The sequence below is a fragment of the Paenibacillus sp. 2KB_20 genome, assembly GCF_052115765.1.
In the GTDB taxonomy this organism is placed as follows: Bacteria; Bacillota; Bacilli; order Paenibacillales; family Paenibacillaceae; genus Paenibacillus_AQ.
In genome coordinates this window covers 147,929-162,827 of record NZ_JBFRHH010000004.1, presented here as the reverse complement: position 1 = coordinate 162,827, position 14,899 = coordinate 147,929, and the positions used below count along the sequence as shown (strand labels likewise).

General features: G+C 51.1%; 14 protein-coding genes. 5 read left to right on the top strand and 9 right to left on the bottom strand.

Going from position 1 to position 14,899, the window contains the following annotated elements; genetic code table 11:
• Positions 1–95: 95 nt before the first annotated feature.
• Together AB4124_RS12935 and AB4124_RS12930 are read right to left on the bottom strand one after the other, a co-directional pair.
• Positions 96–644, bottom strand: coding sequence for a GNAT family N-acetyltransferase (locus tag AB4124_RS12935; RefSeq protein ID WP_076323950.1), 549 nt, complete (start codon positions 642–644; stop codon positions 96–98).
• A 41-nt stretch (positions 645–685) separates the two neighbouring features.
• Positions 686–940: a DUF2164 domain-containing protein gene (locus AB4124_RS12930; protein WP_076323951.1), complete on the bottom strand. Its 255-nt coding sequence runs from the start codon at positions 938–940 to the stop codon at positions 686–688.
• Between the two features lie 113 nt (positions 941–1,053).
• On the opposite strand from AB4124_RS12930, the gene AB4124_RS12925 reads away from it, so the two are divergent.
• Complete coding sequence (locus AB4124_RS12925; protein WP_441973110.1) at positions 1,054–1,221, top strand: hypothetical protein; 168 nt, start codon at positions 1,054–1,056, stop codon at positions 1,219–1,221.
• The gene (locus AB4124_RS12920) at positions 1,218–2,936 is read left to right on the top strand and encodes a glutamine--tRNA ligase/YqeY domain fusion protein (protein WP_441973109.1); all 1,719 of its coding nucleotides are present in this window, start codon (positions 1,218–1,220) and stop codon (positions 2,934–2,936) included. The genes AB4124_RS12925 and AB4124_RS12920 overlap by 4 nt, the downstream gene beginning before the upstream one ends.
• A 167-nt stretch (positions 2,937–3,103) precedes the next feature.
• Here AB4124_RS12920 and AB4124_RS12915 read toward each other — a convergent pair whose 3' ends face one another.
• Positions 3,104–4,387 carry an MFS transporter gene (locus AB4124_RS12915; RefSeq protein ID WP_441973108.1) on the bottom strand — a complete coding sequence of 428 codons (1,284 nt, stop codon included), beginning with the start codon at positions 4,385–4,387 and terminating at the stop codon, positions 3,104–3,106.
• 141 nt (positions 4,388–4,528) lie between these two features.
• Here AB4124_RS12915 and mobA point away from each other — a divergent pair, with 141 nt between their 5' ends.
• On the top strand, positions 4,529–5,185 hold the full coding sequence (gene mobA, locus AB4124_RS12910; protein ID WP_076323953.1) for a molybdenum cofactor guanylyltransferase: 657 nt from the start codon (positions 4,529–4,531) through the stop codon (positions 5,183–5,185).
• Between the two features lie 161 nt (positions 5,186–5,346).
• Here mobA and moaA read toward each other — a convergent pair whose 3' ends face one another.
• Positions 5,347–6,351 carry a GTP 3',8-cyclase MoaA gene (gene moaA / locus AB4124_RS12905; protein WP_441973107.1) on the bottom strand — a complete coding sequence of 335 codons (1,005 nt, stop codon included), beginning with the start codon at positions 6,349–6,351 and terminating at the stop codon, positions 5,347–5,349.
• A gap of 341 nt (positions 6,352–6,692) precedes the next feature.
• Here moaA and AB4124_RS12900 point away from each other — a divergent pair, with 341 nt between their 5' ends.
• On the top strand, positions 6,693–7,370 hold the full coding sequence (locus AB4124_RS12900) for a TorD/DmsD family molecular chaperone (protein ID WP_076323955.1): 678 nt from the start codon (positions 6,693–6,695) through the stop codon (positions 7,368–7,370).
• A 92-nt stretch (positions 7,371–7,462) separates the two neighbouring features.
• Here the strand turns inward: AB4124_RS12900 and AB4124_RS12895 are convergent, their stop codons facing one another.
• The 5 genes from AB4124_RS12895 to AB4124_RS12875 all read right to left on the bottom strand — a co-directional run bounded on the left by AB4124_RS12895 (position 7,463) and on the right by AB4124_RS12875 (position 13,162).
• A complete protein-coding gene (locus AB4124_RS12895) occupies positions 7,463–10,678 on the bottom strand; it encodes an efflux RND transporter permease subunit (protein ID WP_441973106.1) in 3,216 nt (1,071 codons plus the stop codon).
• 28 nt (positions 10,679–10,706) lie between these two features.
• Positions 10,707–11,660: a TetR/AcrR family transcriptional regulator gene (locus AB4124_RS12890; protein ID WP_430202472.1), complete on the bottom strand. Its 954-nt coding sequence runs from the start codon at positions 11,658–11,660 to the stop codon at positions 10,707–10,709.
• Positions 11,661–11,811: 151 nt separating this feature from the next.
• A complete protein-coding gene (locus AB4124_RS12885) occupies positions 11,812–12,126 on the bottom strand; it encodes a DMT family transporter (protein ID WP_076323958.1) in 315 nt (104 codons plus the stop codon).
• The gene (locus AB4124_RS12880; protein ID WP_430109242.1) at positions 12,126–12,467 is read right to left on the bottom strand and encodes a DMT family transporter; all 342 of its coding nucleotides are present in this window, start codon (positions 12,465–12,467) and stop codon (positions 12,126–12,128) included. The genes AB4124_RS12885 and AB4124_RS12880 overlap by 1 nt, the downstream gene beginning before the upstream one ends.
• 98 nt (positions 12,468–12,565) lie before the next feature.
• Positions 12,566–13,162 carry a TetR/AcrR family transcriptional regulator gene (locus tag AB4124_RS12875; RefSeq protein WP_441973105.1) on the bottom strand — a complete coding sequence of 199 codons (597 nt, stop codon included), beginning with the start codon at positions 13,160–13,162 and terminating at the stop codon, positions 12,566–12,568.
• A 201-nt stretch (positions 13,163–13,363) separates the two neighbouring features.
• Between AB4124_RS12875 and cls the strand changes: the two genes are divergently transcribed.
• Positions 13,364–14,866: a cardiolipin synthase gene (gene cls, locus AB4124_RS12870; RefSeq protein ID WP_339268520.1), complete on the top strand. Its 1,503-nt coding sequence runs from the start codon at positions 13,364–13,366 to the stop codon at positions 14,864–14,866.
• The last annotated feature ends 33 nt before the right edge of the window (positions 14,867–14,899 follow it).

The window sequence follows — 14,899 nt, the reverse complement described above, 5'->3', positions numbered from 1 at the left end:
AGCCAAGCCAGGCCCTTGCCTTGAACACATAGACAACAAAAACCGGCTTGTGTCCTTATCGCAGGATACAAGCCGGTTTTATTTCGGATTAAGGGTTACCTCATCCGCTTCCATTCGCTCTGAATCATGCCGTAGACCGCGTGGTTGACATATCCTTGAGGCAGCTTCTCGGCTTCCCTTATGACTCCCTCCAGCACAAACCCCAGCCGTTCCGGAATGGCCCGGCTGCGATGGTTTGCCGTTGCACAGCGGATCTCCACTCGGTTCAGGCCCATGCGCATGAGCGCGTGATCCGTGAACGCCCGGCATGCGCTTGTCATCAGGCCTTGCCCCGTAAAATGCTGATCCAGCCAGTATCCGATGCTGACGGAGCGGTTGCTCCAATCAATCTCATGGAACGAGATGGTGCCCGCCAGCTCCTCGCGGACCCAGATGCCGGCCGAGAAGCCGCCATTCTCAGCCGCTTGCTTCATGGCGCCTTTGATATAATTGACGGTATCGTTGACCTCGGTGACGGCATCCACCCATGGGAGCCACTTGCGGAGACGGTCCCGAGACCGGTCGGTAATCTCGAACATCGCCCGTGCATGCTCTATGGCAAGGGGGCGTAATTCAACATGGTCATCTAATGTGTATCCAAACATACGGTATCTCCTTTGTTCTCCATCGTGAAGTGTATGTAGCTTTAACGAGTCCGCTTCACTTTTTGCTCTAATGCGTAAATATCTTCTTCAAGGGAAATCATACGCTGATTGACCACCGTTCTGCAGTCGCTTAGCGCTTGATTGTATAGATGCGGCCCTAAGGTCTCCATGAAAAAATCAAGAATCCCTTCCGCAGCCAGATGGCCGAGGGTTTCGCCGCGCTCCGTTTCAAAGTATTCCTGAACCCGTTCAACCAGCTGTTCGCGTTGTTCTTTGGGGAATTTGCTAGGTTTCATAATATGATTGCAGGCCTCCTTCCATCGTTGTTTTTCTCTCCATGCTACCCTATTGAAAAGCCCCCGTCAAAACGATTCTCACCGGCATTTTCGGCTGTGGGAGGATCCTCTGTATGCAGGTTAGATGCAGGGAGCAGGCTGCTCGCTGGAATCCTCATCCCAAGTCGGCAACTTGCGGCACGGAAGTGCCGAATTCCTTGAACAATCACGGCATTACAGGTATATTTAAGGGAAACACGTTTATACAGGAGATAGACAGAAATTACAGGACGAAAGGTTGATCAACGTGGAGAACCATCGGGGCACCCCCTCCAATTTCATAAAAAATGTTATTACCGAAGACCTGAAGTCCGGTAAAGTCAAGGAAATCGTTACCCGCTTTCCGCCGGAGCCGAACGGCTACTTGCATATTGGACATGCCAAGGCCATATGGATCAATTTCACGCTGGCCGATGAATTCGGCGGACGGACGCATTTGCGGTTCGATGATACGAACCCGGTGAAGGAAGACATTGAGTATGTTAACTCCATCAAGGAGGACGTGAAGTGGCTCGGATTCGATTGGGAAGAGCTGCGGTACGCGTCCGATTATTTTGAAGAGATGTACAATCGCGCAGTGCTGCTGATTAAGAAAGGGAAAGCTTACGTGGATGACCAATCCGCTGACCAAATTCGCGAAAAGCGCGGAACCCTGACCGAGCCTGGGCAAAATAGCCCGTACCGGGATCGCAGCGTGGAAGAAAATCTGGATCTGTTCGAGCGGATGCGCAAAGGCGAATTTTCCAACGGCGAGCGCGTGCTGCGCGCCAAGATCGATATGGCTTCGCCGAACATCAATTTGCGGGATCCGGTCATCTACCGTATCTCCCACGCGCATCATCATAATACAGGCGACAAGTGGTGCATCTATCCGATGTACGCTTTTGCCCATCCGCTGGAGGATGCCATTGAAGGGGTTACGCATTCCCTGTGTTCTCTTGAGTTTGAAGATCAGCGCCCCTTCTATGATTGGGTTGTGGCGGAATGCGAGATGGACAGCACACCGCATCAGTACGAATTCGGGCGTCTGAACGTGGCGCAGACGGTTACGAGCAAACGGAAACTGAAGCAGCTCGTAGACGAGAATGTGGTGGACGGCTGGGATGATCCGCGGATGCCGACGATCTCCGGACTTCGCCGTCTGGGATACACGCCTGAAGCCATTCGCAACTTCGTGTTTGAGACGGGAATTTCGAAGGCGTACGGCACGGTGGACCGCCAAGTGATGGAACACTTTATCCGTGAGGACCTGAAGCTGAAGGCGCCGCGCACGATGGCTGTGCTGGACCCGCTGAAGGTGGTCATTACGAACTATCCTGAAGGCCAGACGGAGTGGCTGGATGCCGAAAACAATACGGAGAATCCGGAGATGGGCGTCCGCCAGATTCCGTTCTCGCGCGAGATCTATATCGAACAAGAGGATTTCATGGAAGATCCGCCGAGCAAATATTTCCGCTTGTTCCCTGGCAATGAGGTGCGTTTGAAGCATGCGTATTTCATTAAGTGCAATGATGTGATCAAAGACGAGAACGGCAAGGTCGTTGAGATCCACTGCACGTATGATCCGGAGACGAAGAGCGGTAGCGGCTTTACCGGACGCAAGGTGAAGGGAACGATTCACTGGGTGGAGGCCACGCAGGCCGTACCTGCCGAATTCCGCCTGTTCGAACCACTGTTCAAGGACGAAGAGGAAGAAGCCGAATTGGTACCAGAGGTTGCAGGCGAAGCGGAAGAAGCAGCTGTCGAGAAGTCCTTCCTGGACGACATCAATCCGAACTCGCTGCAAATCGTGCAAGGATTCGTGGAGCCGAATATGAAGGATGCTGCACCGCAGGACAAGTTCCAGTTCTTCCGCCACGGATATTTCAACGTCGACTCGAAGTATTCGCAGCCAGGGCGTCCGGTATTTAACCGCGTAGTCTCCCTGAAGAGCTCGTTCCAGCTTCCGAAGAGCTAATCAAGATTGCAAATAGAAATGGAGGCATTGAAGGGGAGAAGAGTCTCCCGTGCCTCCCTATAACGTAAACAAGACTCGAAGATTCCGTTACAGGATTCATTCGAGTCTTGTTATATTTACGGTGATACCATCTTGTCATTTGAATGGCTTCTCATACGGACCACGTTCTAACTCGCAGCATACTCCTCGATCTCGTCGCCTTCGGGATCGTCCGGATGCAGCGGCTGGTACCCGTGCTTGCGAAGGTTGTACCACATCCAGCCAAAGCCGATAGCACCCACAATGGCAAGCATCGTACCGGTCCGGTACATGATCTGCGCCCCGAAGTTCTGGAACATCCAGCCGCCGGCGAGACCGCCGATGACGCCGGATATGCCGCTCCAGCTCAAGGTATAGAGCGCTTGTCCGGAAGCGCGATACGGCGTGGGCACAAATAGCATCGTCAGCTGAACGCCAACATAGAAATAGCCGCCGAAGGTTACGCAGTGCAGCAGCTGGATGAAGGCCACCTCCAGCGCGCTGTTGGCTTCCGCCATCAGCAGCCAGCGGAGGGCGAAGAGCAGGCTGACAATCGTCAGGCAGCCGACCAGGATATTGATTTTCCGTTTCAGGAAGCGGTCAAACAGAATGAAGATCACCACTTCAAATATCGACGAGAAGAAGATGGCAAGGCCCACCATCTGCTTGGTACCGCCAAGCTCCAGAATGTATAGGGACATAAAGGTGTTATTGGCTGTGTTCGGGATGGATACCATGATGCCTAACAGAATGAACCAGACAAAATAGGGATTCAGGAACAGCCTGCTGAGTCCTTTAAGGTTAACCGATGCCGAGGCCGTTGTTTTCTGGATGGAGGGCAGTGTGAACATGAACAACGCCGCCACCAGCAGCATGACCGAGAACACGATGGAGATGCGTCCCGATCCGAGCCGGTCGATGACAGGTCCTGCAGCAATTGCCGTCAGCGCCCATCCCAGCGACCCCCATAGCCGGAACGAGCCGAATTTTTGCTGCGTCCCCTCAATATAGGCTAGAATCAGCGAATTTGTCTGCGAGAACATCGGAGTCTGGAAGAAATAAAAGAAAATCATCGTCATGTATATCATTGCATAGGTATTCGCCTGAAATACAAGCTGGACCAGCAGCAGCGTACCGGTCATCATGATCAGCAGCACGCGTTTGATGTTGGCCGCCCGGTCACCCCAGAATCCCCAGAACGGATTTGCGAAGATGGACACAAATGGCGCGATTGCCATCAGGCTGCCGATTTCGATTTTGCTCATGCCGATGTCTTGCAAATATAACTGGAAAAAACCGGTGAAGATGACCATGGTTCCGTAAATGAAGAAGTTGAACAGCTTGAGCGATGTCAGCGAAGGTTGAGCATTGTCCATATTCCGCAAGTAGGTCATTCCTTTCAAACCGAATACAATCCAAAATCGCGGCCACATAGGAAGCCGCTTTCCTTTCAATGTATCATGCATTGAAAAGGGATACAAACCATCTTTTAAATGATTTTCCATTATTCTGGTTATTAACCTGTAAACTGAATCAACTTTTTTTACAACGTGTAAGAAAGGCGGGTAGAACATATGAGCGATCACTCCCTAGATGTTGGCCTTTCGCCAGATCAGGTGACAGGTATCGTGCTTGCAGGTGGAGCCTCCCGGAGAATGGGGAGAAACAAGGCGCTGTTGCCTATGGAGGGAATGAGTTTGATCGAGCGAACGGTCCAGGTGCTTGACAAAGTTAGCGGACGGGTAATCCTATCCACGAATGTCCCGGCCGCTTATCAATTTCTTGAATTGGAGTGCATTCCCGATCTCTATGTCGGGCAAGGACCGATGGCGGGACTTCATGCAGCGCTCAAGTCATCCCAAAGCACATGGAATATGGTTGCTGCGTGTGACATGCCTTATATCCATGAGCGTTTCCTTCGGGGACTGCTGGATCTGGCGAACAAGCAGTACGCAGCCGACGCTGTAATCCCCGTGGTAGAGGGCAGGATGCATCCGCTGCTGGCGGCATATCGCAAAGAAACCGTAGAAGTCCTTGAGCACAGGCTGATCAAGGGACAACTGCGCATGGTGGAATGGGTGCAGGAGCTGAATGCCGTCTTTGTGCACGAGGAGCAATTAGAGGCAATGACGGGCCTTGATCCGCGCAGGATTTTATTTAATATGAACACGCCTGGGGAATATGAGGCAGCAGGCGGCCTGCTGAATTCCGACTTGTCTGAGGATAGATAGTAGAGTTTTATAGCAGCATCAAGGTGCAAAGGCCGTTGAAACCGGTACTCATCCTAAAAAAATAATCCCGCCAACTAAATGCTTGGCGGGGAATTTTAATATATAACTGCGCGCTAGCGATAATAAATCTGCCATCGGCAGTATACGCGCAGCAGACGGGTTTATCCGCCGATCTGCGACATGCGCCGGACGGTGGGAGTATGGTTTTGTGCCTTTTTCTCGAGCGCGAGCGCCATTTCATGATTCAGCGGTTTATCGCCCAGCGCTTTGCGGAACAGGTTCGCCACCGCGGAAGGATCATCGACGACACAGCGCACGTTAAATTCGTCGGACCAGTATAGACAAGCCTTGATGTGGCCGTCCGCCGTCAGCCTGAGGCGGTTGCAGGAATCGCAGAAATGATCGCTGACCGGATGGATCAGACCGAAGGTTCCTGTAGCTCCAACCACCTTCATGTTGCGTGAAGGCCCATTGCCGGATGGTCCCTGCTCTTCTTGAATGGTCCACCCCGCCTCCTGGCACACTTCGGATACCCGGCTCAGCGGCAGATACGAATCTCGCCAGGCATCGGATGCTTGGCCGATCGGCATATATTCAATAAAGCGGACATGGAGGGGACGATCGAGCGTTAGAGCGATAAAGTCGCGAATTTCGTCTTCGTTGAAGCCCTTCATTAACACCATGTTCAGTTTGATCGGATCCAGGCCGGCTTCATAAGCGGCTTCAATGCCTTCCAGCACTTTATGCACCCGTCCGCCGCGCGTAATGCGCGCGTAACGCTCCTCATGAAGCGAATCCAGGCTGATGTTGATACGAGTGAGTCCCGCTTCCTTAAGCAGACGAGCTTTGGATGGGAGCATGATCCCGTTGGTGGTAAGCGATATATCTTGAATTCCTTCAATGGAAGCAATCATATGGACCAAGGATTCCAGATCCTTGCGCACCAGCGGTTCCCCGCCGGTAAGGCGTACTTTGGAGACGCCCATAGGGGCAAGGACGCGCACGATCGCTGCGATCTCTTCATAGCTCATAATCTGATCATGAGGCTGGAATTCCATTCCTTCTTCCGGCATACAATAGACACAACGAAGATTGCATCGATCCGTCACCGAGATGCGAATATAATCATGGACCCGACCGAAAGAATCTTTAAGCGGTTCGATCATGGAAATCCCCCTTTATAGCATGCATGGTCACATTGTAGCCATTCCCCGAACGGGAGTCAATGCGCCGTTTGGGTCATGACGGCAGGACAAGCAGCGGCAAAACGGGCATTCTTTTGTGAGAAGAATCACAGTAAACGCTTTCGGGATCCATTATATTGAAGCTGTGAACAAAAGCTTTCTCCCCTTGAAAGCGAGTAGTGACATTCTAGATTTCCGAAAGTTTCCTGATTTTTCCGAAATTTTCGGAAATCATTTCTAGCTGCTTTCATTAGGCGTTCATCTAAGATATACTGTCAAGGATATCACATCCAACAAGAAAGGTTACCAATAGGAGGTTCGATATGGCGATATCACCTGTTCAAACTTTGGAGGTGCCTGACGTCTGTCACAGATGGCTTGAAAACCGGGGGACGGTCTACGAGCTGCTGATTGATTTTTTGGGCAATTGGCCCAGCTTGTCTATGATTGCGGAATGGAGCCGCGGAAGTGGAATTAGCAAGGCTGCGGAGTGTTCGAAGGCCGGTACGGAACTGATGACATATTTATGTGGACGCTCACCTGAGGAATTGGTTCGGATTTGCGAATATGAAGGGGCGGAATACCGCCGATTGCTTCAGCAGTCCAAACAGCGTCAGGCAGCAGAGTCTCATTATACGAAGGATGGATGCGCTCAGGATTTAGCCGATTGTTATGCATCCGTCGGTATTGCCTTTAATAAACTGCACGGGGAAGCGGACGATCATATAGCCATTGAACTGGAATTTATGACACTACTTCATGACCGTATGCTGAACAATACGTATTGTGAACATAGCATGCTGCAATTGATGGAGGTTCAAGAGAAGTTTCTGGAGGAGCATCTGTTGTCATGGGTGCCGTCCCTCTGCAAGGATCTGAAAGGATCCACGGAAAGTCCGCTTTATCAGTCGTTATTCAGTCTGCTGGAGGAATTCCTTGCACAGGATCTGAGCATGCTGAAGACGTGGAAGCATTCCAGGGAGGCTGTGCTGGTACATTAGCGAGCAAGACAACATCATAGTCGTCAACATCATAGTCATCAAAAAAAAGCCCCGATCTCCTATTCTAGGAAACCGGGGCTTTGCTGTTCTACTTAATCTTCGATTCTTTTCTTGCTGAACTTCATCAGGAACTCGTACACGATAGGTACCACCACGAGCGTGAGCAGCGTCGAACTGATCAGACCGCCGATAACCGTAATGCCGAGACCTTTCGAGATGATGCCTGCGCTGCTCTCCCAACCGAATACGAGAGGCAGAAGAGCGCCGATTGTTGCGAGTGCCGTCATCAGGATTGGACGAAGACGAGTAGCGCCGGCTTCAAGCAGGGCTTCGCGTGTGCTCATTCCTTCGCGCTCCATATGGATTACGCGGTCGATCAATACAATCGCATTGGTCACGACGATACCGATCAGCATGAGTACGCCCATGAGTGCAGACACATTCAATGTCTCGCCTGTGACGAGCAAGCCGATAATGGCTCCGATGACAATGAACGGCAGCGAGAACAGGATGGCGAACGGTGCGAGACCGCCACCGAATGTAACCACAAGCACAAAGTATACAATCGCGATGGCTGCCAGCATGGCGAGTCCAAGCTGTCCGAAGGTTTCGTTGATTTGCTCGGTGACGCCTCCGAATTGGACGGATACGCCGTCTGGAAGCTCAAGCTTATTCACTTCAGTCTCCAGGTTGGTGGAGGCCGATCCTACATCGCTGGACAGGATGTCGGCTGTGACGGTCACAACCATTTTCCCGTCGATGCGCATAATGGAGTCTGGAGTCGTTCCTTTTTCCACCTTGGCCACATCCTTGATCGGTACTTCGATACCGAGTGGGGAGGTGACGGTTTCGTTCTCGATTTCCTTTATACTCTTATAGGTTTTGCTGTCCGTCTCAATGTAAACATTGTAGGTCTTGTCCTCAATTTTGACTTCGGTCAAAACCGGACGTTCCCGTACCGGAGACAGCTTCATTGCCAATTGTCCGGCTGTCAGGCCAAGGGAGCTCAGCTTCTCTTGGTCGGCAACCAGCGTATACTGCTCGAACGCTTCCGACAAGCTGGTCTTTGCATTGTCGAAGGTAGCGGTATCCTTGTTTGCGAGTTCTGCGATTTGATCAGCCACCGGCTTGATCTGCTCCAGAGAGTCGCCAAAGACGTTAACCGTTAACTGGCTGCCGCCAAAGCCGCCGGCCGCCATGTCCATATTGGACCAAGTGCCATCCGGTACTTCCTTGGCAAGATCCTCGACAAGCGCTTTTTTGACATCTTCAAAGTTTTTTGTGTCCGGGTCATACATAATATAGAACAATCCGGAATTGGCTGATCCCATACCAAGCGGATTGCTTCCGCCGATGGAGTACTGCATCGTTTGCACTCCAGGCTGATCCAGGATCAATTTCTCCGCTTTTAATGCGCGTTCCTCTACATCCTCCAGCATGACGCCAGGTTCAGGAGAATAAGTGACCATTGCATATTTGTCTTCCTGTTCAGGAATAAAGCTAACTCCAAGGTACTTCGTCAGGAACAAGCTTCCTGCCAATAACACGATGGCTGCCAGGAATGTAATGGCTTTGTGATTCAGCGTCCATTTCAGAATGGAACGATACCCGCGGGCCATTGCGCCAGGTTTCTCTGCATGATCATTTTTGTTCTTTAAGCCTTTGCGGAACAGACTGTGCGCCATAGCGGGTACGAGTGTGACCGCCACGACCAGGGAAGCGAGCAGTGCAAAGACCATCGTCAATGCAAATGGCATGAACAGCTCTCCGACCATACCGCTAACCAGGGTAAGCGGCAGGAATACCGCGATGGTTACGATGGTGGAGGACATGATCGGTACAAACATTTCACGTGTAGCGGCACTAATGAGCTCTCGGCCTGTCAACTTCTCGGTCGAGAGGGACATGCGCCGGTAGATATTCTCGATAACGACGATCGAATCATCGACAACCCGGCCGATAGCAACGGTCATGGCACCGAGCGACATCATATTCAAGGTGATATCCATTTGTCTCAGGCACAGAACCGCAATCAGCAAGGACAATGGGATCGAAATGATCGATATAATCGTCGAACGGATGTTGCGCAGGAAGATCATAATGATCAGAACGGCGAACAGTGCGCCGAATAATGCCTTGGAGAGCATCGTATGAACAGAGTCTTCAATCGGCTTGCCTTGGTCCAGCATGATTGTCAGATCCATGCCAGGATAGAGGCCTCTCAATTCTTCGGCCTTGTCTTTCACCTGATTGACAACATCAACCGTATTGGCGTCGTTGGCTTTCACGATTTGGATACCGATCGATTCCTTCCCGTTGGTGCGGGAGATGGATTCCGAGGTTCCGATAACTTCAATCTTGGCAATCTCGCTGAGTTTCACTGTTGGAATGCCGGTCGGAACGGCAGGAGCACCGCTTGGTCCGCCAGCAGCCGCACCGGCTCCAGGAGCGCCTTGTTGGCCTGCCCCAGCTGCATTACCGGAAGGCTGCTGCGATGGTTGTTGAACTGTCCCGGCATTCGGAGCACCAGCTCCGGCAGATGCATCTGCACCGCCGCTACCCGGAATAACCGGAATGGCGATATTTTTCAGATCGTCAATGCCGATGATGCCGCCATCAATAGCAACGGCCTTCTGCGATTTTTCCATTTCGAACATGCCGAGCGGAACGTACAGCGCTGAACCCTGCACGATTCCTTTGACGGTATCCTCCGTCAGGCCAAGCTCGTTCAGTTTGTCCTGATTAAACTTTAGCTGTACCTCGTTCACGAACTGTCCGGCTACCTGGATGGAAGCAACTCCGTCCAAATCCTCCAGCTCCGGAACGATGTCGTTCTCTGTGATGCGTGTCAATTCATCCAATGCCATATTGTCTTTGTTCGCAATACTTAGGGAGACAACCGGCATGGAGCTCATGCTGAATTTGGATATGGTAGGTTTCTGGGCGTCATCAGGCAGCTTTACCTCGTTAATGGCTTCACGAACAGCAGCCGTAGCGTTGTCCAGATCACTACCATAATCAAACTCAACCATGACATTGGCTGCATTCTCCATGGAAGTGGAGGTTACGGTTTTGACGCCGTCAATATTGCGGAGTCTCGTCTCGAGCGGTTTGGTAACATCCTCCACAACACCTTCAGGAGCTGCACCCGGATAGATCGCGGTAACACTTAAGAACGGGACGTTAATATCCGGAATGGTTTCTTGCTTCATCGTCAGTCCGCTGTATAATCCTCCGAAGCTGACGATGATGGTCAGCAGCCAGATCGCAAACTTGTTGCGCAGCGAGAAATTGATAATTCCTTTCATTAGGCGATTCTCTCTCCTCTCCAGAACTCTATGTCTCTAACTTGGACTCATTTCCTTGCATAATTCCACCGGGCGTAAGATAGCTTTCAAGCACAGTAACGATGGTGCCCTTGAGCTCCGTAAACAATGCTTCAAGGTCCTCGATCCCCTCCAGGTTAGCAAGCATTCCTTTCAGAACGGCCCGGCTGGGCTGGAGTGCAAGCATTTCCTTCTCCATAATATTGAGCGACTCCATTGCATCTTCCCGGACATCCGGCTCCACCTGAATCTTCTTGAGCTCGTTCTTCATTGCCTTAATGACGATGAGCGGGTGACGCGTCGTGCCGATGTCGGTCTGGCATAATTGGCCCAATTGCCCAACCGCCTCCATCGGAATCAAGGGCTCGGGCCGTCTGCGCAGAATGCTAGCTACGATATCATCGAGCAGCTGGATCTGGTGATCTGCCGTGATTCCCACATTCAAATGGAATCCCGGCATGAACAGGAAACGGATATACGAGCCCAGCATGCTGGCCATAAACATGCCGATCTCAATCGTATACGGCTCCACGTCCGGTCCATAAATGGTTTTAAGCTTATTGTTAAACCACTGCAATGCAACGAGCATTTCCTGCTCCATGTTTTCCTTGTCAAAGGGCGGTTTCCCCGGCATCTGATCATGGAACTGCTTCAGGAGAAATTCCCGGATCTCCAGAAAATGGATCAAAAGCACTTCCGTCTGCTTGCGCAGCTGCTCCTTGGGCGCAAGCAGCGGATCGTGGTCGACCCGGAGAATCTCGTCTTTAATCCGGCTTGCGATATGCTCGAAAATGCTCTTTTCCAGTTCCTCTTTGGACTTGAAATGAAGATAGAGGCTGCCTTTCGACATCCCGCATACTTCGGCGATTTCCTGCATGGAGGTAACCGAAGAGCCCTTCGCGGAAAACAGCTGCATCGCAGTGATGAGAATTTGCTGTCGTTTTTCTGCCGTTTTATCAGCCAATTAATAGCTCACCTCGCTTGAGAACTTTTCGGTTCTTGGATTGACCATAAGGTCAAGAATTATTATATATGAAAAAGAACGACCGTTTCAACTTTACTACGGTCGTCCCTTTTCATGGGTTCTGAAAACATATGAAATTTGTTGAAATTATTTAACTGATCAATTTCAGACCGACAGCCGAGCACAGAATCATGGCAATAAACAGCACCCGCCGCCACTCCTTGGGTTCCCCGAACAGGAACATCCCGGTGATCGCGCCGCCCGCCGTTCCAATTCCCGTCCAGATGGCATAAGCGGTACCCATAGGCAGTACGGTCATGGCATAAGAAAGAAGGGAGAAACTGGCGGCAAAAGATAAGGCCAAAATCAGTACATAGCGCCATCCCTTACGTTCCGACACGCCTTTGATACCGATAACGCCACCGATTTCAAATAATCCGGCAAATACAAGAGCAACCCAGGCCATTACTTGCTCACCTCCGGTTCTGCATGATCGCTGGTAATCAGTTTGAGTCCGACCACACCTGCCAACAGCACGCAGATCAGAAGCACCTTGAGCACTTTAAACGGTTCTCCGAAGAACAGCATTTCGGAAGCCACCGTTCCGGCTGTACCGATTCCCGTGAAGACGGCATACACCGTTCCGACCGGCAGCCGTTTGGCTGCCTCGATAATAAGATAGAAGCTGACTGCAATGGCGGCTACGGTTCCAAGCCATTCCCAGATGTTGGACGAATGCTTCAAACCCATAACCCATATCACTTCGACTAACCCAGCAAGCAGCACAAAAATCCAGTTGCGATTCATTATGATTGTCACTCCTTTTATGAAAACAACAGTTACCCCTCATGGTTACCGATTCCTATTCTCCTTAAGTCTCTTTATCATGCGTAGAACAGGAAACATTAACTCTTCTGGTTATATCTTTGCTTCGTTACCCCTAACCAATACACAGGCCAGGCGGCGGCAAGACGTCTTTGGGCCCGCTCTTCCCCGCCGTATACGGTTTCCAGATGGATTCCGTCCACCAAGGTCATAAAGGCAATCGCCGCATCGCGCGGATGACGGATGATACGTCCATGCTTCGGACAACCCGCGGCAAGCAGCCTCGACAAGTTCTGCTCCTGTTGATCCAGCAGCGGATACACCATCGCCATTACTTCGTCATACAGCGTGCTTGGCGGAAAGAAGGCCATTCGCATGAAGAACCGCACTTCATCATCCATACGATAAGCTTGGAGACGGTTTTCAAGAAATCCGTGCAGCTGCTGCTCCAGCGGCCAATCCGCATGGTCGAGAAAATAGCCTACCATTAAGTCCTCTTGGCGCTGGAATACGTCCTGAAGCACCTGCAGAAACAAATCTTTTTTGCTGGAAAAATGGGCATAAATCGACGGTTTTTTGATTCCGCAGTCGTCAGCAATATGTTTTAACGATGCCCCTTCGTAACCGTTTTTGGCAAAGTGGGCAAGAGCGGATTGTTTAATGTCGACGGCACTCATAAGATTCCTCCTAACTAACGATCGTTAGTTATATTTTTAACAAATGGCGTTCGCATTGTCAATATTTTATTTTTGGGCATCTGGCCTTGTCGGCTCAAGGAGAACAGTCTTTAGTTCCTGGGGGAGATCATGTAGAATATGGTGTGACCAGCATCGTACATACATAGAGACAGAAACGATGAAGAACAAGGGGTAAACGATATGAGAAAGGGAATAGAGGCTGTACTGATTACCGCGCTTTTGTTCGCGTTTTATTATTTTGGCATGGATTATTTCGGGAAAACGACGGGGACCATTATCGGGATATTCTCTACGCTGACCGTAGTATCCATCGGATTCATGATTTTTATGGAGAATCGCCATCCCACCAGCACGTTGGCCTGGATTCTGCTCTTGGCGCTTGTCCCTATCGTAGGGCTTGTCTTTTATTTTTTGTTCGGACAGAACTATTTCAAGCGGAGAAAATACGATAAAAAAGCGCGGAAGGACGTGCTGGTATATACCAGCGAAGTGCTCCGGAAGAACACCCCAGACATCTCCTGCTTTAAGCCCGAAGTGCAGCAGCTCCTTCAGCTGTCTACCCGCCTTGCACGCACGCCGATTTCCTTCTCGAGCGATACCAAGGTGCTGACCGACGGGGAAGAGACTTTTGCGGCCTTGATTGCGGAGCTGGAACAAGCGGCGCATCACATTCATATGGAATATTACATTTACCGTCCGGATGCGATCGGAACGCAGATCCAGGAAATTTTGATACGGAAGGCGAAAGAGGGGGTGGCCGTTCGGTTTATGGTGGACGCCGTTGGCAGCTTGCAACTGCCGCCTTCCTTTTTGCAAGAGATGCGAGATGCGGGTGTACAGGTCGCCGTATTCGGCAGTCCCAAAACGATATTTTTCACGAGCCGCGTGAATTACCGCAATCATCGCAAAATCGTTGTTATTGACGGGAGTGTCGGATTCGTTGGCGGATTGAATGTAGGGGATGAGTATTTAAGCCGCAGCAAGGCATTCGGTTTCTGGCGCGATACCCACATGCTTGTTCGCGGAGAGGCTGTCAGAACGCTCCAAGTTATCTTTCTCCAGGATTGGCAGTACATGACAGGTGAGCAGCCGAGTGAACCCATCTATTATTCACCGGATTTGCTGGAGAACCGTGCCGGTGCCGTCCAGATTATCGCAAGCGGACCGGACAATGAGCGAAGAGCCCTGAAGAACATCTTCTTCTCCATGATTGTGTCGGCTCGTAAGTCGGTATGGCTGGCTACGCCTTATTTTATACCGGATGAAGACATATTCACCGCGCTCAGGGTTGCTGCCTTGTCCGGTCTTGATGTACGGATTCTGTTTCCGTCGAAACCCGACAAATGGCTTCCCTTCCTGGCTTCCCATTCCTATTTTCCGGCTCTGCTGGATGCCGGGGTAAGGGTGTATGAATATGAAAAAGGGTTTATGCACTCGAAGCTGCTAATCGTTGACGGCGAGGTCGCAACCATTGGCACGGCTAACATGGACATGCGGAGCTTCCACCTTAATTTTGAGGTTAATGCTTTACTCGTTCATACGGAAAGCGTAGGCAGGCTGGTATCCGACTTCGAGCAGGACCAGGAATCCGCTATCCTGTACGACCGAAATCATACCCGTAAAAAAAGAATCATGACCCGGCTGCTGGAGTCGGCCGCCCGGCTAATGTCACCTCTGCTGTAATGCGGTGGAGGTGGGGAACTCGTGGTACATACG